This window comes from Desulforhopalus glucosivorans, from assembly GCF_054397165.1.
Genome location: NZ_AP044854.1, coordinates 2,960,528 through 2,981,815, shown reverse-complemented (window position 1 = coordinate 2,981,815; position 21,288 = coordinate 2,960,528). Strand labels below are relative to the sequence as shown.

Here is a 21,288-nt window from a genome sequence, read left to right as displayed (position 1 = left end):
CATATGCGCTATTCAGAGACCTTATTACCAACGTTGAAAGAGACTCCGGCTGAAGCCGAAGTGGTCAGTCACAGACTCATGCTTCGTGCCGGCTTTATTCGTAAGTTGACCGCCGGAATTTACTCCTATCTTCCTGTGGGCCTTGCCGCGATACGAAAGGTTGAAAATATCGTCCGTGAGGAGATGAACAGGGCAGGGGCACAGGAACTTTTGATGCCTATGGTGCAGCCCGCTGATCTTTGGGCTGAGACTGGGCGTTATGAGAAATATGGTCCAGAGCTGCTTCGCTTTCATGATCGTCACAACCGTGAGTCATGTCTTGGGCCAACCCATGAAGAGGTTATTACTGATATAGCCAGGAAGGAGCTGCATTCCTACCGTGATCTTCCAATTAACCTCTATCAGATTCAGACAAAATTCAGGGATGAAATTCGTCCCCGCTTTGGCCTTATGCGTGGTCGTGAATTTGTTATGAAAGATGCCTATTCATTTGATGTTGACGATGAGGCTGCAAGTCTCTCATACCAGAAAATGTATGATGCCTATAAGCGAATATTTACAAGATGTGGTCTCAGGTTTCGTGCTGTGCAGGCTGATTCAGGTTCCATTGGTGGCAGTTTCTCCCACGAATTTATGGTTTTGGCAGATACTGGTGAAGACACCATCGTAGTTTGCAGCGAATGTGAGTTTGCCGCAAATATAGAAAAGGCAGCGGTTGTTGTTGAAAAAACAGAGCGCAAAGAACCACTGGCAGAACTTGAAAAGATTGAGACACCAGGAAAAAGAAAGGTCGAAGCTGTATGTGACTTTCTAAAGATTGATCCTACCCAACTGGTGAAAACCCTGGTCTTTAAGGCAGACGATGTCCCTGTTGCAGTTCTTATTCGAGGGGATAGAGAAGTCGAAGAAGTGAAACTGAAAAATCTTCTTGGCGTCGCCGAGGTTGAAATGGCAGAAGACAAAGAGGTTTTCGATGCCACTGGCGTTCCCACCGGTTATCTAGGGCCTGTTGGCATAAAGATCAAAGTTGTGGCCGACCAGGAAGTGGTCAATATGGAAAACTTCTATGTTGGAGGCAACGAGAAAAACTATCACTTGGGTAATGTGAATTTTGACCGTGATTGTGTGGTTGACGCTGTTGCTGATCTTCGCCAGATAACCACAGCTGATCCATGCCCGGAATGCGGTGGTAAACTTGAAACCACCGAAGGTATCGAGGTTGGTCACGTTTTTAAACTTGGTACCGGATATTCAGAATCGATGAATGCCACATATCAGGATCAGGACGGAAAGGAAAAACACTTTGTCATGGGTTGTTATGGGGTTGGCGTTACGAGAGTCGTCGCTGCAGCCATTGAACAGAATCACGATAAGGATGGAATTATCTTCCCGGTTCCAATTGCTCCTTTTACTGTTGTTATTCTTAATCTTGGAGTAAACGATACTGCCATCACCGAAGCGGCCGAACAGCTGTACAAACAGTTTCAGGCAGCAGGTGTTGAGGTTCTCATTGATGACCGTGATGAGCGTCCAGGGTTTAAATTTAAAGATGCAGACCTCATAGGTATTCCATTTAGAGTCACCGTTGGAAAAGGTTATGCTAAAACTGGCCTCGTTGAGGTGAAGTATAGAAAAGATGGAACTGTAGAGGAAATGAGCCCGGAAGATGCGCTTGCAACCCTGCAGGAAAAGATTCTCACAGCCTTAAGATAACTTGAGATCTCTGAATGACTAATGTAGCAACCATAAATCCTAGCGGCCTTAAAGTCCTTGTCGGCAATTATCTCAAAGATGAGGACCTGTCCAAGATAGATGAAGCCTGGGAGATGATTACCGTAGCACACGAAGGGCGTAGGCATTTTTCTGGGGAGTTGTATGTTTTGCACCTCCTGGAAGTGTCCTCCACCCTTGCATCTATGCAGCTCGATCTTGATACGATTCTTGCCGGACTCCTCCACGGGATTTTTAAAACTGGTGTCAGTTTTGAGGAGATTGCCCGTAAATTCGGGGAAGATGTTGCGGTTATAGTTGATGGCTCCAGCCGGGTCAAAGAGGTTACCTATAACTCTAAGCTCGCAAGCCAGGCGGACAACCTGAGAAAGATGTTACTGGCCATTGCAGCCGATGTGCGGGTTCTTCTGGTTCGGCTTGTTGATAGACTGCTCGACATGTTTCTTCTTGATATGGTTGACCGTGAACAGCAACTATATATTGCAAGGGAAACGATGGATATCTACGCTCCCCTTGCATCCCGTTTAGGAATAGACTGGCTGAAAAGAGAGCTGGAAGATCTCTCTTTTAAGTTTTTATACCCTGAAGAACATTATGAACTGAGCAGTAAGATGGAAAGTTCCCTTGATCAGCGTCAAGGTTATGTGGATGAGGTTATAGAGATTCTACGTGGAAAGTTGAGCGATAGTAATATAACTCCCATGCGGATCATAGGACGACCAAAACACCTTTATTCCATCTATAAAAAACTGGAAGCCCAAAGCATTCCTCTTGAGATGGTGTACGACAAGGTTGCCTTTCGTATCATCGTTTCCACTGTCAATGAGTGCTATGAGGCCTTGGGTACAATCCACGCCAACTGGGCGCCTGTTCAGGGTCGGATTAAGGATTTTATATCGGTCCCAAAGTCCAACAACTACCAGTCCATGCACACGACTGTTGTTGGACCCCATGGACATTTTATCGAGATTCAGATTCGTACAGATGAGATGGACCGGGTTGCACAGGAAGGAGTCGCTGCGCACTGGGCCTATAAAGAAGGACAAAAGGCGTCTAATAAGGATGCTAAACTGTTCCGTGAGCTGAAAAAGCTCGTGACATCCATACAGGAAGTTGAAGATCCAAGAGAATTCCTCGATAATCTCATTGGTGAACTTTACGATCCTGAGGTGTACGCCTTAACTCCTACAGGTGAGGTCAAGGAGTTTCCGCAAGGAAGCTGCCCCATTGACTTTGCTTATTCCATCCATACAGAGGTTGGAGATAAGTGCGTTGGTGCAAAGGTCGGTGGAAGACAGGTCCCACTTAAATATCAGCTACAAAATGGGGATATTGTAGATATTGTTACATCTCCAACTCAGTTCCCACGTAGGGGCTGGCTTGATCTTGTTAAGACCAGTCGTGCAAGAACAAGAATCCGCTCCTGGTTACGAAGAGAAGACAAGGAAAAGGCTCTTAAGCTTGGTCGGGAAATCTGTGATCGTGAGATTCGTAAATATGATACTTCACTGAAGAAAATTATTAAGAGTGGGCATATTAAGCTTATCTTAAAGCAGCTGAAGTGCAACTCACTTGAAGACCTGCTTGTTAAAGTAGGTAGCGGAACCATAACCCTGCAAAGTCTCATTAAAGGGTTACTACCTGCAGAAATGCGTAAGGACCATGACCAACCCCGGGTAGAGCAACTGCCTCCGGAAGAACTCGCATCTTTGATGGTGGGCCAGCATGGGCCGCAATCAGATAAGGGGAAATCCGGTGTCCGAATTGATGGTATAGATGGCATGCTGGTTAAAGTAAGCCAGTGTTGCAGTCCGTTACCTGGCGACCCTATCGTTGGATTTATAACCATGGGTAGAGGGGTTTCAGTACATAAGGCAAACTGTGCTAATTTGCTGAGTTCAGATCCAAAACGATGGATTGATGTCTCCTGGTCCGGCATTGAAGATAAAACCTACAAGGTGAGTATCTATGTTGTGGCAGAAAATACCAGGGGAATATTTGCCGAATTAAGTGCAATAATTTCCACTGATGGTGTCAATATTGTCGATATTTCAGCCCACACGACTCCTACTGATCAAGCTCAGATGACGATTTCTGTTGAAGTTGAAAATCTTGACCATCTTAACGTGATGATGCAGCATCTTAGGCAGGTTCCTGCTGTTATTTCCGTTCGTCGTTTGTAATGTAACGGTAATGGTGATTGTTGATTTAAGGTATTAAGATGATTTTAGTTTGTGAAGTTTGCGGAAACGAGATCGAGAACAGTGTAAGTGTCTGTCCCTACTGCGGTAATAAGAATGAGGCGGATGTTAATTCAAGGTCTGCGGGGTATAGTCACAAAACCATAAATCTCGAAATGGGCCGACCAGTTCTTGAGGCGGCCCTTACGCGTATGGTTGAAGCTGTTGCTGATGCAAAGCGAAATGGGGTAAATGTTATTACCCTGATTCACGGTTATGGTTCCAGTGGAAAAGGTGGAGTTATTCGTACCGAGTGTCGGAAATCCCTCGATTTTATGAAAACTAAAGGTCAAATCAACGACTTTATTTTTGGAGAAGACTTTAGTAAACGCGCTGCTCCAATGAAAAATCTGTTACGCAGATACCCAGATCTCAGCTCCCATCAACACATAAACAGGGAGAACAAAGGTATTACCCTGGTAATACTTACGTGAATAGTTTGATTAATGAGTCCGTGTTATTTTTTACTTGCCGGTCTCTGGTTAAATAAGAGTGACAATTGAGTTGTTAATAATATTGATTGCCTGCAATAGTTCGCAATGCTGAGCAATTACTTAATCTTAATATGGAGTTTTTCATGAAAAAATATCTTGTATCTTCAGTTCTCGGGTTGTGTCTAACTGTTCCTGCTATGTCTCAATCTACAGAGCTTACTACTTTTGAAGATAAACTCAGCTACAGCATGGGATTTGAGGTTGGAACCTACTTTAAAGGTGCGGGTGATGAAATCAAAAAAGATCTTCTTGTTACCGGTATTCAGGCTGCATACGATGGTGAAACGCCTCTTATGACCCCAGAGGAAATGCTTGCTGTAAAGAAAGAATATGCCGAAAAAATGCAGGCAAAGCAGATGGCACAACTTGAAGAAATGAAGGCCAAAAACCTCGCTGCCGGTGTTGCGTTCCTGGAAGAAAACAAGAAAAAAGAAACTGTTAAGGTAACCGAAAGTGGCCTGCAGTATGAGGTCATCAAAGAAGGTACTGGTGATAAGGCAAAGGCTGAAGATACTGTAAAAGTTGAATATAAAGGAACTCTGATTGATGGGACCGAGTTCGACAGTACTGCCCAACACGGAGAGCCTGCAGAATTTATGGTAGGTCAGGTTATTAAAGGTTGGTCGGAGGCACTCCAGATGATGAGTCCTGGTACAAAGCTTCGTCTTGCTATCCCTGCTGAGCTTGCATACGGTGAGCAGGGTGCAGCACCAAAAATTCAGCCAAACTCTGTTCTCGTTTTTGACGTGGAGTTACTTGAGATTGTGAAGGCAGAAAAAGAGTAAGAGATTCTATATAAAAGAAAAAGGCCCGGCTGGATTAAATTCCAGCCGGGCCTTTTTTTTGTTTTTTTAAGCTAGTACCATCCCTTGGTAGTGAAGAGGATGGGCATAGCCCCCATGAGATGTCAGCGATCATTTTTAATCAGTAGAAATACACCTGTTATGGAGAACACAACATGAATACTGCAGGCTGCGATGATGGGAGAGATGTAGCCCGCAATTGATAGTGATTGTAATGCTCCCCATATACCCCAGGCAACAAAGGCAAGACCACAACTCACCGGTATTGCGACAGAAAGATCCCGTCCCCATTTACGATATGAGTAGAGTAGAATAGGTAAGCCTAACAGCAAGAGCGGAATGCCAAGTAGAATATAGGATATTCTACCAAGAAACACTGTCCAGGCAGAGCGAACTTCATGGTCTACGTCAGAGCGTTCAATTTCCTGGTACAGCCCTGACAGGGACAGTTCAGCTGTTTTATTCGCAGGTACAAGAAAGTCCTGCGGATGTTCTGGCAGTCTTACCCTTATCTCTTTAAAATTAGTTATCTTGTATTCATCACCGTCGCCATGATCCTGGATTTGCCCCGTGTAAAGGACCCAGTTGTTCTGGTTATCATCCCAATTTGCCCATTTGGCGGTGGTGAGGGTTTTAATATTGTAGTTTTCATCCCACTCTGAAAAAGAGAAGTATTCGAAACTGGTACGTGAGGTGTCTGGCCAGTTAAAGGAGTAGAAGCCGTCTTTACCTTTATAGTAGTAACGATCATCTCTTTTAATACCCAGCATCACCTTACCTTTGAGCTGTTCAAACCAGAGGTTGTTGGTACGTGCAATAGTAACAGGGAGAACGAGTTCAGCAGCAAGAACAAAGAGTATGGTGAAAAAAACTGATCCGGCAAGAAGAGGCCTGATAATGAGTCGCAATGGAATGCCGCCTGCTTTTAGTGCTGTCAGTTCATTTGTATGGTTGAGTATGCCCAGGCTTATTACACCGGAAAGGAGAATAAAGACCGGACCCAGCTGATCAACAATAGCCGGTATCGTGAGGATGAAATACTCAAGAGCCATGGCCAGGGACTTGCCACCATTTCTAAAGTCGTCATATTTTTCAAAGAAATCGACCAATAAATATATAGAGACAAAACCGGCGTTTACAGTGAAAAAATATATAAAAAATTGTTTGAGAAGATATCGATTAAGCAGATTCACACAGTACCTTTAAGAACGAAAATACGATTACAGAGATAGAAACCAAGAATGACCATTGATAAACCGAGGATATTACTCACGAGTATATAAGAGAGTGCCTGGAGCGGTTCACCCGCTTTTAAAAACTGTACACTTTCTCTCGCGAAGGTGGAAAAAGTGGTAAATCCACCTAAAAAACCGGTAAAGAGAAATAACCTGAATTCATGGGATATATGTACCCGATCAAAATAACACCAAAAAATTCCTATGAGTAGACAGCCTAGAAGATTGGCTGAAAGGGTTCCCATGGGGAAATTGACAGGTAAAAGTTTTTCTACCCCAATACTTACACCATATCTTGTTAATGCACCGAGTCCGCCACCAATGGCAATTCCTAATAATACTCCCATTTTATCTCTTTTTTACCCGTAGTGTATACAATAAAATATTTAATATGACAGTGTGTCGATACTGGTAGATGGATTCTACATCCAAAAAAATGGAACATAAAATATGTTATACTTGTGCAAGTAGTAGAATGTCTAAAGTAGGTAACATGTTACGCTTGCAGGCGTCAAGAATACCTTTTGCAATGGTTAGTACCTTATAAATTCAAATTTTGCTTTTAGTGAATTTAATGAAGGTACTTATACCGGCGTGCTTTTAGACTACTGGGGCTAGTGCCTATTCATTCAGGTATTGTTTTTTATTAATGTTGTGGAGGTGCTTCCAAGGGCTTACACTTCGTTTCAAGGGACGGATATTTACAATCTCTTGCAATTATTTTTGACGGTATGGTATAGTCCAAACTTCGCTTAGACGACTTGTCTTCTTGGAAGTTCATGTTATTGTAGGCGTTTGGCACTATTTAACTGCTCTGCTTCCCGTCTTTTGGTTTGTATGCAGAGCTTCTTTTTACTGGAGGTGGCTGGCTTTTAGGTTGTAACGCTGTCTGCTGAATCTATACTATTTTAATAGATGATGTAGGCTTTGATTGCAGCAATGGACAGGTTTTTTTTATTTGATGGCTTTATTATCAGGTCATAATCTGTTTTGTTGTACTAGAGGTCACTGTTACCGTATATGGCGCAGAAACGAAAAAAAAGTAGTACGACTAATTGTAAACAGAGTTATAAAAATACAGCTCAGGATCGTTTACAGGCATTTTGGCAAGTTTTTGAAAAAGATGATGAAGTACTTGTCATTATAAATGCTGATCCTGATGCCCTGGCCACAGCACTTGCTGTAAAACGTTTACTGCGTTACCGAGTAAAAAGTGTCACCATAACCCACCCAAATGAAATCAGACGCCTTAACAACCAGGAGATGGTTCAAAGATTACGCATTCCACTGCTGCGTCTCAAAGATGTGAAGGTGGATGACTACAATAAAAAGGTTATGGTTGATTCCCAACCAGACCACCTTCCTTGTTTTGAAAAAATTAAGTTTCATGCCATCATAGACCATCACCCGGTCAGTGGCGATTGGGACGCAGAATTTATAGATATCCGCCCAGAGTATGGTGCCACGTCTTCAATGGCTGTTGAGTACCTTCGCGCAGCAGGGATGAAACCATCAGTGGCTCTTGCCACCGCTCTGTTCTATGGAATAAAGGTGGATACCCAGGACTTTGAACAGAAATCAGTTTTAGCTGATGGTAAGTCCTTTCGCTATCTCTTTAATATCGCGAACAGATCACTGGTTCGTAAATTTGAGTTGACCGATTTACGCCGTTCAGAGCTCAAATATTTTAATATTGCCCTTGCCGAGCTTAAGTACTCTAAAGGCAGATATTACAGTCATGTAGGCCGGGTTCGTAGCCCTGATGTCCTTGTAATCGTTGCTGATTTTCTTAATCATGTAGGCGAAATTGACTGGGTTTTTGTCTCTGGTATACATGGGGAAAAACTCGTCGTTATTTTTCGCAGTGATGGGTATCGCAAGAGTGCCGGCAAGCTTGCTGATAAGATTTTTGGTGCTCTTGGTTCCGCTGGTGGCCATAAAGGTGCGGCGCGTGCAGAAGTGCCACTTAAAAATCTGAATTTAGGGGATAAAGAGTTCACCTCGGATACCTTAAAACGATTGATTATGCGACACATCTAGGCCCAACTGCTTCCTGCAGTACGTGTTAATAATTTTTTTTCCTCCTTATGGAGTGGTAGGGTTGCGAATTAGACCTAATTATTTTACCATATCAATTGGAAAATAATTCGGGCAGGAATAGAGGTGAATTACTGAAATTCTTACCTATTTGTTCGCGAGTTCTCCCCCGTTAGGAGGTAGTTTCATGTTGAAACCAACTACACTGGCTATGATCTTAGCCGGAAGTAGGGTCAATGATCTAAATGTCCTGACCTCAAATCGCCCTAAGTCTGCAGTACCCTTTGGTGGTCTGGGTCGTGTTATAGATTTTCCTCTCAGTAATCTTCTTAATTCCGGTATCGAACAGATTGCTCTGCTCAGTCAATATCGGAGTTATTCACTTATCAACCATATAGGTACTGGCGCTGCCTGGGATATGACCGGGCGCTACCGAAAGCTATCCATTCTTCCTCCTTCACAAGGGGCTGGGGGAGGTGACTGGTACCGTGGTCCAGCCGATGCGATTTATCAAAATCTGGATTTCGTGCGTTTTCATGAGCCGGAAGAAATCCTCATTCTTTCCGGTGATCATGTCTATAATATGGACTACCAGGATATGATCGATTACCACACCAAAGTTGATGCTGATCTGACAATTGCATTTACCCGTGTCCCTCAGACAGATGCCCACAGGTTTGGTTTAGGAGAATTTGAAGAGGGGGCAGACAGCCGGGGAGGCAGGTTATCCAGATACTGGGAAAAACCTGCAAATCCAGAGTCTAATTGGGCCTCAATGACGATTCTTTGTTTTAAGCCCGAAGTTCTTTACCAGGCTCTTGAGGAGAATCATAAAACGGATTCGTATCATTTTGGTGTGGACATCATCCCATCCCTTCTACAGCAGAATTTAAATGTGTATGGTTACAAGTTTTGTGGTTATTGGGGATATACCAGAACCATAGAGGAATACTGGCGCTCAAGCATGGATATGCTGGGTACTGATCCCGCCATTGATCTGGAAGAGTGGAAGTTTCGAACCAACCTTGATCACCGTAATATTCGCGATAATGAGCCGGCTCTCATGGGTGAGAATGCTGTGGTTAAGAATTCTCTAATCTATAACGGCTGTAAGGTTGGTGGGACTGTTAAAAATTCCATTCTGTTTCCAGGTGTCCATGTTAAAAAAGGAGCTGTTGTCGAGAATTCAATACTCTTTTATAACAACATTGTTGGAAAGAATTGTCGAATTAATAAGGTTGTCTCTGACGTTAACAATAGCTTCGGTGAGAATGTTAAGATAGGTGCTTTAGCTTGTGACGAGCATACGCCTATCACTGTTGTTGGTATGGGCAATAGCATACCGGCAGGTACAGAAATTGGCGACGGAGTTACCATCCACCCGCACAGAAAAGGTAGTTGGCCTACACATATCCAATCAGGTGAGGAGTTAGAATGAAACGTGCAAAAGAAGCCCTGGTTCTTATTCTTGCCGGAGGTGTTGGCAGCCGCCTGAATATTCTTGTGCAAAAACGGGCAAAACCCGCTGTACCCTTTGCAGGAATCTACCGTATCATCGATTTTAGCCTTAGTAATGTGATGAATTCCGGGCTGTATAATGTGGGTATCCTTACCCAGTATAAACCCCTTTCTCTTATGGATCACCTGGGTAATGGTGATGCCTGGGATTTTTCAGGAAGAAGTCGGGGCATTACTATTTTACCACCAAGGACTGGAGAGAGTGAATCGGATTGGTATAAGGGAACTGCCGATGCTGTACGACGTAACATCGATTTTCTCGAATCGAATCCTTCAGAGGAGGTTGTGATTCTTTCAGGCGATCATATCTATCATATGGATTTTGATGCCATGATAGAGTACCACAGATCCAAAAGTGCCGATGTCACCGTAGGTATGATGGTGGTCCCTAAAAGTGAGATTCACCAGTTTGGTGCAGGCATTGTTGATAAAAATGATCGCATCATAGATTGGGAGGAAAAGCCTGAAGTTCCAAGGACTAACCTTGCCTCCATGGGAATCTACGTTTTTGACTATGCATACCTGCTCGATAGTTTGAAACGTGATAAAGCTGAAGTTGATTTTGGCATGCATATTCTCCCCAGGGCAATTGCTGAAGACAATGTCTTTGCCTATCCATTCTATGGCTATTGGCGCGACGTTGGGACGATCCAGGCATATTGGGAGGCCAATATGGATGTCCTTAAAAAAGGGAGCGGCATCTCACCTCAGAACTGGCAGATACGGACAAACGTTGAAGGTGGCACCCGTATTTCAGACAGAGCTCCCGCACGTTTTAGTGACACATGTTCTCTGGACAACTGTCTTGTTTCTGCAGGGAGCAGGATTGATGGAGCTGTTTCAAATTCAGTTCTTGCCTCCGGAGTCATTGTCGAAGAGGGTGCTACAGTAAATAATTCCATAATATTTGATGATTGCATCATTAAAAAAGGCGCCACCGTAGATCTCGCCATCTTAGATAAACGGGTTATTATTGGTGAAAATGCAGTAATCGGCTATGGAGATAACCACAAGACTGTAAACCGCCTTAAACCAAGCCACCTCTATACAGGGATCACCCTCATTGGTAAGGGCTCTACGATCCCGGCTGGTTATAAAGTGGGTAGGAATTGTGTCGTTGATGGTAGTGTAACTGAAACCGCCTTTCGCCAGGATTCGCTCAACGATGGCGAAACCCTTTTTCCGGATGGTGAGGTTAAATAGTTTCTGAACAAAAAACTTGATAGCTAATTCAAGATTAAGAGAAGTGTAAAGCAGCTTTGGTTTCAGGTCAATTCAGGTGGTACTTATCTCAGTTTGCTTTTGTAATTATCGGGCTGAGAAACCAAGGCAGCGCTTATTTCTCATCAGCTTAGACGGCGATAGGTTCAACGTTTTTGATAATGGATTATAGCTTGCTATACCCATTGGCTAAATACTGAAGAAACTACCGTCGTATAGGCTGATCTTTGGTGAGCATTTTGTCTAGCCACACGTGAGGTTCGTTGTACATTAACAGTTTATAGTTAGTCAGCTTTTCCAAATTTTGACAAAATGCTCATGAGAGATAAGAACTCAGTGACCTCCACCCACCGTCACTTCCCTCACCGTCAATATCAAAAGTTTCAAATCCAACCCCAACGACCAATTGTCAATATACTCCATATCCATGCTCATCCACTGCTCAAAAGAGATGTCGTTTCTCCCACTCACCTGCCAGATGCAGGTTAACCCAGGCTTCATTGAAAGACGCCTGCGCTGCCAGAGTTTATAGTCTTCAACCTCGGCAGGGATTGGTGGGCGAGGCCCAACAAGACTCATCTCACCCTTAAGTACATTGAACAATTGTGGTAACTCATCCAGGCTGGTTTTACGTAATATTCGTCCAATCCAGGTGATACGGGGGTCATGTTTCATTTTAAAAACTGGTCCATCCATTTCATTTTCTTCTGCGAGCTGCTCACGTAATGCTTCCGCATTAACAACCATGGTACGAAACTTATGGACCTTAAACCGTCTGCCATTTAAACCAGATCGTTCCTGGGAGAAGAAGATCGGCCCTTTTGAAGACATCTTAATCAACAGGGCGATACAAAGAAACACAGGTGCAAGCAGGGTAATACCTATAAAAGCACCAGCATAATCAATACAACTCTTAAAAAGCAGTGCGTTCGAGTTTTTTGGTACAGAGGTGAGTGCAAGGGTTGGAATATCAAGAAACTCTTCAATATTGATCTTTGCAGTTTGTGGGTAATATTTAATTTTATGAATCTGAAAGTCGGGTAGCACTCTAACGTTTTTACCCATCTCCTCAGCGTAGTAAATAAACTTGTGTACATCTTCTATTTTCTTAAGCGGCACACCAAAAACAACCTCATCAACGGCTTCTTCTTCAAGAATAGTTTTAAAATCATCCATTACGCCGATTATCTTAACTGGCCCATGGATTCTATCTCCAATCAAGTCTCTTTGGTCATTCGTTTCAACGCAACCAATAATTCGATATCCAGAATCTTTTCTCTTCCTCACTTCTTTGATAAAGGCCAAAGCTCGTTGTCTTGAGCCAACCATTAATATTGATCGTGTGTTGTAATTGCGAGAACGGGCTTTGGCCAGTGTTCGATAAAGAAAAATCTTAAAGATTGAAAGCCCAATCAAGGAATAACAGCAAAATATGGTAATGAAAAGACGGCTAATAGAATCGAGATGCATCATATAGTTGAGAAAAACTATACCCGCAGTGCCTGTAATAGTTGCCTTAATAACCTTAGAAATAACCTGGCGAAGTGTCTGGCGTCTATATTGGTAGTAGCCACCGATTAAGCGTAAACTGATATGGAAGGAGACCAGAGCCAGGACTAAAATGAAATTATAGTCGTGTTCAATCGATAAACCACTCAAATGACTGGGGAGGTTAGTTTTTGTGATATAAGCAAGATAAAACGATAACGCGACAATACATAAATCGATACACTGGTGCATTGCCAAGAGCAATCCACTTTGTTTTCTTAACATCTTCTCTTCTCTCTCCTGAACTAAAGTACCACACTGTGGTATGCTGATATGCTGTGTTGGGATAACTAAACGAAACAACCTACCTTAATATTGTGTAATTGTAATTAGGTAAAAATACCTATTTGTACGGATATGTTTTGTATGAGACTGAAATCCTTAATGATATAAGATGAAAGAACTTTGAAATATGTATGAAAAGTATTAAAAATTCGTCCATTTTTAAAACTGGGTATTTATACCTATTTACAATTCTGCTCTTTCCAAATATCCTAGCTCCCTTTTAGCAAATATTTTATTTTCAATGTTAGAGTTCATATTATGAAGATCAAAAAAGCAGTATTTCCTGTAGCAGGCCTGGGGACGCGATTTTTGCCAGCAACCAAGGCTATGCCCAAAGAGATGTTACCGGTTGTAGATAAGCCCATTATTCAATACGCAGTAGAAGAAGCGCTTGCCTCAGGAATAGAGCAGATCATATTTGTCACAGGTAGTGGTAAAACAGCGCTTGAAAACCATTTTGACTGCCAATACGAGCTTGAAGATACTTTGCGTAAACGTGGAAAGGACGATCTTCTTAAAACTGTCGAATCCCTTGTGCCAACCTCTGGCACCATTATTTACACACGCCAAAGTGAGCCACTGGGCCTGGGCCATGCTATCTGGTGCGCAAGAGACATCGTAGGTGACGAACCTTTTGCCGTTCTCCTGGCAGATGATCTTATTCAAAGTGATGTACCTGTTCTTCACCAGATGATCAAAGAATTTGACCGTGTACGAGCCTCCATAGTTGCAGCGGTTGAAGTTCCGAAAGAAGCAACTGGAAGGTACGGAATTTTAGACTCCGAGCCAGCCTTTAATGGCACTGTACGTATTAAATCAATGGTGGAAAAACCAGATCCAAAAGACGCCCCCTCTAATCTTGCAGCCATTGGCAGATATATATTCACTCCGAGAATTTTTGATTTTCTTGGCAAGCAGAAGCGCGGGGCAGGTAATGAGATCCAGCTTACTGACTCCATGGTCAGCCTCATGGCTGAACAACCAATCTTTGGCTACAAGTTTAAAGGCACCCGGTTTGACTGTGGCGATAAGGCAGGGTTTCAGATGGCAAATCTTGCTTTTGCTTTGGAGCATCCGGAAATTAAAGAAAGCCTAAAAAAATACATAAAGTGTCTGTCTGAGAGTAACAGTTAAAATAAATGCAATTGAAATGGCCGCTTATTTTATGACAAGTATACATATTGGAGCACAAAATGCACTCAGTTATCAGACTGACAAATGTCAAAAGATTCGTATCCATCTACGTTTTTGCCTTTTGTTTTCTTTTTTGTCATGAATTAAGTTTAGCTCTCGAAATAGAAAGTGACTTGGACACAGTTGGACAAACGAGAGAAATTAAGGTTTATGGTGATTACTTACTTGTGGCCGATGGATATAACGGGTTGCTAGTAGTTGATGTTTCAACTCCATCTTCACCTACTGAATTGGCAAGAGTTGATGTTCACGGGAGTGTTTATTCTCTTGATATATACAATGACTATGCATTTCTTGCTGCACGTGAGGGGGGGATAGTCGTTGTTGACTTGATTAATATTAAAGACCCTCAGGTGATAGTTACATTACCAACGATGGACAAGGCAACTGATATAGTAATTTATGATACTTATGCTGTAGTCGCCGACAGGTTAGGAGGGGTTTTAGTTTATGATATATCAATACCAGCGTCACCAGTGTTATTAAGCCAATTTGATGATTTAGTAGCCGCAACTGGGGTGTATGTTGAAAATGACTATGTCTTTGTTAATGATTACTGGTATGCATTTTTGGCCATAGATCTTCAAGAGCCTAGTACTCCAGTACTTGTGGACGAACTACAGCTCGAATTTAAGCCAAGGGATCTGAAGGTGGACGGAGATACTGCCTTTGTTGTTGGCGATGGTGTAGGGTTACACACGATCGATGTAACTGACCCAGCAAATATGGAAATTAGTGGTGTTGCATTAACTGCAGAAGAAGATGGATTTCCACAATACTCAGTCTATGTGAGAGCTGGTTATGCTTTTATGGGTGTAGATAAAAAAGGGGTACAAGTAGTTGATATATCTGATACGACATCGCCAAAAGTTATTGATAATGTTTTTTTGCCCAAATCAATATGTGGTATAACTGGTGATGCCAAATTCCTTTATACAGGTGGCATGCTAGAGGGGGTAAATGTTATTGAAGCCGAGCAATATTTAGAAAGTCTATATGTTGTGTCAACTCTTGAAACAGCTGGTCAGGCGAGAGATCTCGAAATAGTCGGTGGTCATTTACTTGTTGCAGATGGATATGGCGGAATGTTGGTTGTTGATATAACAATCCCTGAGTCACCTCTAGAGGTTGCGAAGCTTCCAGTTCCTGGCAGTGTTTATGCTGTTGATGTAAAAAATGATTATGCATATCTTGCAGCTAGAGAGGGTGGGGTAGTTGTTGTTGATCTTTCTGATATTTTAGCGCCACAAATAGTTGCAACAGTACCAACTATTGATCGGGCAACTGACGTCTTTGTTTACAACAATTACCTTATGGTTGCTGATAGATGTGGTGGTTTACTAATTTTCGACATAATCACAACACCAGAGCTTCCCAGTTTGATAGGACAATTTGATGCACTTGTTGCTGCTACTGGTGTCTTTGTGAGGGATGGATATGCTTTCGTTAATGACTATTGGTATGCATTGTTAGCTATAGATATAGTAGATCCTACGCTACCTGTTCTTGCCAGTGAATTATTTTTAGATTTTAAACCACGTGACCTGGTAGTTGAAGAAGATACTGCATTCGTTGTTGGTGACGGACGTGGGCTCCATACAGTCGACATCACAGACCCGAACAATATGCAAATTATCGGTGTTGTTGCGCCCCTAGAGGGGGAGGGTGCATCCCAAAGGTCAATTTTTGCCTCCGGCAATTACGCATTTATGGGGGTAGATGGGAAAGGTGTTCAGGTTCTTGATATATCGGATAAATTTTCACCTGTTGTTGTAGGGTCAGTTAGCTTGCCAAAAGAAATATGGGGGATAACTGCTAATGATAGTTTTGTGTTTTCTGGAGGTCTGCTGGATGGGGTCAATATTGTTAGCAGGGGAGAATTTTCGGAAATAAAATGTGATAATACGATTTCTGACTTTGGTGGAAATATTCAAAGTATAAGTAACTTTGATACGCCAGGCCAAGCTCGAGGCGTAGTTAAAGCAGGAAAAACAATTTTTGTTGCCGATGGAACACATGGTCTACTTGTCCTAGAAGTACAAACTGATGGGTCAATGGTAAAAATAGGATCGTATCCATTGACAAATGGTGGACGGGCGCGGTCACTCCACCTAGTGGAAGATATTTTATATGTTGCGTGTAGAGCAGAAGGTTTATTTGTGTTCAATGTAGAGAGTCCTGATAATCCAATTTTAATTGATAGCTTCGATACAAATGACATGGCTACATTTATCACCGTCGATGATAACATATTATATCTAAGTGATAGGAGAAGTTTGTTGCTTTTTGATATCAGTGATCCAATGGCACCTGTTTTGTTAAGCGAACTTGTTGCTCCAACTGAATTTGAGCATGTTGTCGTCGAAAATGGTATTGCCTATATAGCCGGTTATTATAGTGGACTAGTTATAGTTGATGTGATAAACCCAGAGCTACCAGTTATTCTAAGCCAAACTCAGGTCGGTTATCCACTTTGGGCGGTAGAAAAGCAAGGGGACTATTTATATGCTGGTGGCGAACAAAGTGGATTACTAGTTTTAGAATTACAGGATTTAGCTTCTCCTACCATAATTGCTCATTTAGACCTACCAGATTTGGCTGATCCAAAACCGGCAGATCAACCTCCTTATCATATGTTTAGTCTTAATCAAAAACTTTTTATTGCAGATGGTTACAGTGGAATTTTAATGGTTGATATAAAAAATCCATTTTCTCCGTTTATTGATTCAACCTTACCTTCTATCGGACATACTTGGGATTTTTTTATCGATAATTCTACATTAGTTATTGGGGATTATAGAGGGGGAGTGCAATTAGCAGATTTTGGATTAACTCTAGATATGGACGGTGATAGTTATCCTAACTTTATTGATAATTACCCATATAGCGCTCATTGCTACTAATCTAATTTACTGAATTAGTATTTTTGATCATCATCATGCTGAAGACTAAATCAATAACTAATTATATCTTCACAGTAGGGAGTCAAGGTGTAAATCGACTGTTGGGTATGGTTGCATCCATATTGGTGGCAAGAATATTGTCCCCTGAAAATTTTGGGATTTTTTCAATATTTTTGACAGTCTTTTTGCTAGTTTTGCAAGCGCAAGGTGGCTGTAATATTGCTTATGTAAGGTTCACAAGGCTAAACCAAGGTAAATGTAGGGTGTCATATTTAAAGACCTCTAGTGTCATTAATTTATTTTTTGTCGCTTTTGTAATTGTTATAGCAGTCCCGTTTTCATTTTTACTAGGGATGGTTATCAATTATCCGTCGGTACTATTGTTGTATTTTGGATTTGTTGCAGGGGCTCTCTTAGCTATGTTTAATTTATGGCAGGGTTACTTCCAAGAGCAGGAAAAATATTTTAATCTGGGACTTATCGTTCCAGTGTTTAATCTTATCATTGTGATTGCACTGTTAGTTGTGTATTTCACTTTTAGTAATGTGAATTACTCAATCGTTATAGCAACTTACTTTGGAATATCGTGTGTCGTCGCTACCGTAAGTTTGCTAGTGTTGTGGAAAAAAACAAAAGAAGTGATAGGGCAAAATGATTCACTGCATGAAATGTCAAGAATGGTTGTTAAAAACATTGGAGTGACACTTTTATTTTTTTTATTTAGGTCCTTAGATTTGTTTTTTTTGAAATTCTTTACCTCCTTTGAAGCAGTAGGAGTGTATTCTGCAGCGCTACGTACTTCGATGTTATTAAGTATTTTAGTGTCATCCTTACCGACTATTTTACTACCTAAGGCAATAGACGCAACAAAGTCAAAAAAATTGCTTTTTATATTTATTCGTAAGTCATACAGTTTAGTTTCATTGATTGTTTTAGTTTTTATTGTATTTATATATTTCTCATCAGATATTCTTACTTTTTTATACGGGGGTGACTATATAAATGCGGCATATACTCTTAAGATACTTGTGGTCAGTTGGTGTGCTACAGCACTTTATATTCCAATTATGCAGCTGATGTATGCATTTAACAGGGTTGGCTTACGATTCATTTTAGAGGTTATACGGTTGTTAATCTGTGTTGTGCTTTTTGTCTTTCTAATTCCAAAGTTTGGAGGTGTTGGAGCCGCTTGGGCTCTAGTTTTCTCTACTTCTGTCATACTGGTAGTTGGTGCATGTGTGGTAATTTATATTTCTTTATTTACAAATAATTTAAGTCAACCGCCATGTAATCAATAGTGATGAATAGAGAAATTATTAGCTTGCTGGTAATCTAAGTCTACTCTAGTAGCTCCAAGGTGATAATCAAAAAGTGGTGTTGGAATAGATAGTTAAAATAATTTTTTAAACTAGGTTTATACAATGTTAAAAGTATTAATTGCAGAGCAGGTCCCTAGCAGCAATAAAGGTGAAGCAACTTTGATGTATGGGATATGTCAAACAATACAAGCATACAGCCAAGATACAGTCCAGTTTTACCTGTGTTCGTCTGACAGAGAGGCAGATCAAGCTGCATATCAAGATAATGTTGAGGTGATTGATTCACCAGGACTGATTCCAGTAGAGTATGGTATAACTAAGTCAAAAAAAATATTTATGATTATATGGTCTGCTTTTTTACATATGCTTTTTTTGTGTACCCATAAAGTTGTAGGAAATTTATCTTTTAAGTTTTTTAAGAGTCCATTATGGCGAAAATATATCGAGTGCGATGTTATTTTGATAGGACATGATAATAGTTTTTCAAAATACCATCTGTTTCTGATTTTTTATGGCATTATTTTGCAAAAACCTATTGCGGTTTATGGTACGACAATTATGCCTAAAGTTTTAAGTCCTGGAGTGTTCCGAAAATTAGGTTCTTTATTGTTGAATAAAGTATCACTCATAACAACTAGGGAAAGGTTGACTTATGATTTTTTAAAGAGTATTGGCGTGAAAGATGTACCATTATTTTGTACGGCGGATAAAGCCTTTCTATTAGATCCTATCCTTCTTGATAAAGGCTCAACACTAGGAAAGAAAATATTTACGAATGCAAATGAAAAACCCATTTTTGGTGTGATGTTGGTTAAAGGTTCAAATGTGTTTAAAGCGGCATTTGGCGACAAATGTCATAATGATGAAGAGAGGTACAGAAAACACATTAAGGTATTAGCTACGACTTTGGATGAATTATGTCATAGATTAAATTGTTGTATTGTTTTCGTGCCTCACTCAATTGGCCCCGAATCAGAGGCCGATGATCGAAACGTACACCGAGATGTCGCAAAAAAAATGGTAAATCAAAATTGTATTACATTGTTAGAAGGGGATTATGATGCCAAAACTCTTAAGGGAGTGATGGGTGAGTTTGATTTTACAATTAGTGAAAGAACGCATGGTGGGATTGCAAGTGCTACTATGCATGTCCCTACCTTATGGATTTCACACCCAGGTGACATCAGGACATATGGTATTGTAGGGAATACTTTAGAAATGCGCGATTGTTTATACGACATAACTCATTTAGATAGTACTACTTTGACTCAAAAGATTATTGATTTGTGGGATAATCGAGAAGAGATTGTAGGAAGGCTTAGTGAAAATACTCAAAAAGCAAAAGAACTGGCCATGAAAAATGGATACTATTTTAATAGATTTTGCAAGGGCAAAAAAAACAGATGATTTTTGCATTCGGTTTGACGTATGTGTGATTTAGGAGATAGGGAAAGTAAGTTAGCCAAGTGCCTAAGATTCAGTAATTCTAGTTACATTTACTTAGCTTCTATTATATTGCTAATTGGGTTTATTTCCACTTCTGGTGCAGTCAATTTTAATAGTGTTGATGTAAGCTCTGCTGGAAGTGGGTTGAATGATCGTAAAGTCAGAGTAATTACTGTTTTAGCCTCATCATATATATCGTTCTTGAGTCTTTGTTTTTCTGGGAAGCTAGGAGAAATATTCAGAGGAAAGCTAGGGCTACTTTTTTGTTTTTTCTGTATGACTTTAGTTTCAATAATATATTCGTATTATTGGCAAATGACTGCTTTTAAATGTTATGAATTGTTGGCTGTTATATTTCTTGCGGCTACCTTATATATCGGGGTAAATCCTGTAACGGGAGCCAGAAATTTCCTTTATTTTGTTTTTGGTACCTATACAGTGATTGCTGTATGGATCTGGATACAATTTGCAATATTTGGTGTGGAAAGCCAACGGCAGCTAGCGCATGCAACACCATTCTTTAATTTCATGCTAACTTCAAGATATCCACTTATGGTTGGAAATGCCGTTGGTTTTCTTGGTGCATTAGTCTGTCTATTTGGTCTATACCTATATGATGTTTTAAAATTACAGCGCTATGGGAACTCATTGTCATTATGCATTGTATCGGTAGGTGCACTTACAACTATTTTTAGTTACACCAGAAGTGCATTAATCTTTTTGTTGTTGTCGATCTGTCTTTATCAATATTTATGTCAAAAAAATAAGTTTTTTATATATTGTTGTTTAGCTACTATTTTGACCCTGATTTTTCAACCTACGATATTTCACGATATTCTTCTTCACTTGCAGCGTGGTGATAGCTTAGCAAGCTTAACGTCAATGAGTGGAAGGACCGATCTTTGGGGGGATATTCTAAATGTTAGGTTTTCTGATTTGTTACTTGGACGAGGATATGCTACCGGGTCATTATATAAGGACTATGCATTAACCGGTTCAGTTCTTAAAACATCGAACGTGCATAACACGCTATTAGAATTGATTAGTTTTGTTGGGTTAATTGGTGTGTTAATATGGATTGGTTTGATAGGAACCATGTTCTACTCGATTCTTTCGTTTTATAAAGTTGGAAGTTCTCTTGTTAGAAAACCAAAATGTTTTCTGCACAATTTTGTGTTTGCGGTTTTATTCCTCTCATTTTGCCGCTCAATGATGAATGTGACGTTTGCTCGTCTAGATTTGTTTATGTTCCTCTTTGTTTCAATAATTCTTTATTGTGACAACATTAATCCCAATCTTAAATCAGAACAATAA

Annotated in this window: 15 protein-coding genes; 12 read left to right on the top strand and 3 right to left on the bottom strand. The window is 40.8% G+C overall.

Going from position 1 to position 21,288, the window contains the following annotated elements:
* The first annotated feature begins 3 nt into the window (after nt 1-3).
* The 4 genes from ACX6CI_RS12930 to ACX6CI_RS12915 all read left to right on the top strand — a co-directional run bounded on the left by ACX6CI_RS12930 (nt 4) and on the right by ACX6CI_RS12915 (nt 5,250).
* On the top strand, nt 4-1,713 hold the full coding sequence (locus tag ACX6CI_RS12930; protein ID WP_458774065.1) for a proline--tRNA ligase: 1,710 nt from the start codon (nt 4-6) through the stop codon (nt 1,711-1,713).
* 14 nt (nt 1,714-1,727) lie between these two features.
* On the top strand, nt 1,728-3,914 hold the full coding sequence (locus ACX6CI_RS12925; protein ID WP_458774064.1) for a RelA/SpoT family protein: 2,187 nt from the start codon (nt 1,728-1,730) through the stop codon (nt 3,912-3,914).
* Nucleotides 3,915-3,952: 38 nt separating this feature from the next.
* Nucleotides 3,953-4,405 carry a hypothetical protein gene (locus ACX6CI_RS12920; RefSeq protein ID WP_458774063.1) on the top strand — a complete coding sequence of 151 codons (453 nt, stop codon included), beginning with the start codon at nt 3,953-3,955 and terminating at the stop codon, nt 4,403-4,405.
* Nucleotides 4,406-4,548: 143 nt separating this feature from the next.
* Nucleotides 4,549-5,250, top strand: a complete 702-nt coding sequence (locus ACX6CI_RS12915; protein ID WP_458774062.1) for an FKBP-type peptidyl-prolyl cis-trans isomerase — start codon at nt 4,549-4,551, stop codon at nt 5,248-5,250.
* 122 nt (nt 5,251-5,372) lie between these two features.
* On the opposite strand, the gene ACX6CI_RS12910 is transcribed toward ACX6CI_RS12915, so the two are convergent.
* On the bottom strand, nt 5,373-6,461 hold the full coding sequence (locus tag ACX6CI_RS12910; protein WP_458774061.1) for an LptF/LptG family permease: 1,089 nt from the start codon (nt 6,459-6,461) through the stop codon (nt 5,373-5,375).
* Nucleotides 6,458-6,850, bottom strand: coding sequence for a fluoride efflux transporter CrcB (gene crcB / locus ACX6CI_RS12905; protein ID WP_458774060.1), 393 nt, complete (start codon nt 6,848-6,850; stop codon nt 6,458-6,460). Before crcB ends, ACX6CI_RS12910 begins: the two co-directional genes overlap by 4 nt.
* 673 nt (nt 6,851-7,523) lie before the next feature.
* Between crcB and ACX6CI_RS12900 the strand changes: the two genes are divergently transcribed.
* The 3 genes from ACX6CI_RS12900 (at nt 7,524) to ACX6CI_RS12890 (ending at nt 11,261) form a co-directional block, all read left to right on the top strand.
* Nucleotides 7,524-8,543, top strand: a complete 1,020-nt coding sequence (locus ACX6CI_RS12900) for a DHH family phosphoesterase (protein WP_458774059.1) — start codon at nt 7,524-7,526, stop codon at nt 8,541-8,543.
* Nucleotides 8,544-8,727: 184 nt separating this feature from the next.
* Nucleotides 8,728-9,978, top strand: coding sequence for a glucose-1-phosphate adenylyltransferase family protein (locus tag ACX6CI_RS12895; protein WP_458774058.1), 1,251 nt, complete (start codon nt 8,728-8,730; stop codon nt 9,976-9,978).
* Nucleotides 9,975-11,261 (top strand): glucose-1-phosphate adenylyltransferase family protein, encoded by a 1,287-nt coding sequence (locus ACX6CI_RS12890; RefSeq protein WP_458774057.1) that lies wholly within the window; start codon nt 9,975-9,977, stop codon nt 11,259-11,261. Before ACX6CI_RS12895 ends, ACX6CI_RS12890 begins: the two co-directional genes overlap by 4 nt.
* 351 nt (nt 11,262-11,612) lie before the next feature.
* Here ACX6CI_RS12890 and ACX6CI_RS12885 read toward each other — a convergent pair whose 3' ends face one another.
* Nucleotides 11,613-13,052 carry a sugar transferase gene (locus ACX6CI_RS12885; RefSeq protein ID WP_458774056.1) on the bottom strand — a complete coding sequence of 480 codons (1,440 nt, stop codon included), beginning with the start codon at nt 13,050-13,052 and terminating at the stop codon, nt 11,613-11,615.
* 318 nt (nt 13,053-13,370) lie between these two features.
* Here ACX6CI_RS12885 and galU point away from each other — a divergent pair, with 318 nt between their 5' ends.
* From galU to ACX6CI_RS12860, 5 genes are all read left to right on the top strand, one after another.
* Nucleotides 13,371-14,246, top strand: a complete 876-nt coding sequence (gene galU, locus ACX6CI_RS12880) for a UTP--glucose-1-phosphate uridylyltransferase GalU (protein ID WP_458774055.1) — start codon at nt 13,371-13,373, stop codon at nt 14,244-14,246.
* A 59-nt stretch (nt 14,247-14,305) separates the two neighbouring features.
* Entirely contained in the window at nt 14,306-17,209 is a 2,904-nt protein-coding gene (locus ACX6CI_RS12875; RefSeq protein WP_458774054.1) for an LVIVD repeat-containing protein, read from the top strand.
* Between the two features lie 35 nt (nt 17,210-17,244).
* Nucleotides 17,245-18,507, top strand: a complete 1,263-nt coding sequence (locus ACX6CI_RS12870; protein WP_458774053.1) for an oligosaccharide flippase family protein — start codon at nt 17,245-17,247, stop codon at nt 18,505-18,507.
* Nucleotides 18,508-18,630: 123 nt separating this feature from the next.
* A complete protein-coding gene (locus tag ACX6CI_RS12865) occupies nt 18,631-19,935 on the top strand; it encodes a polysaccharide pyruvyl transferase family protein (protein ID WP_458774052.1) in 1,305 nt (434 codons plus the stop codon).
* A gap of 21 nt (nt 19,936-19,956) precedes the next feature.
* Nucleotides 19,957-21,288, top strand: a complete 1,332-nt coding sequence (locus tag ACX6CI_RS12860) for an O-antigen ligase family protein (protein WP_458774051.1) — start codon at nt 19,957-19,959, stop codon at nt 21,286-21,288.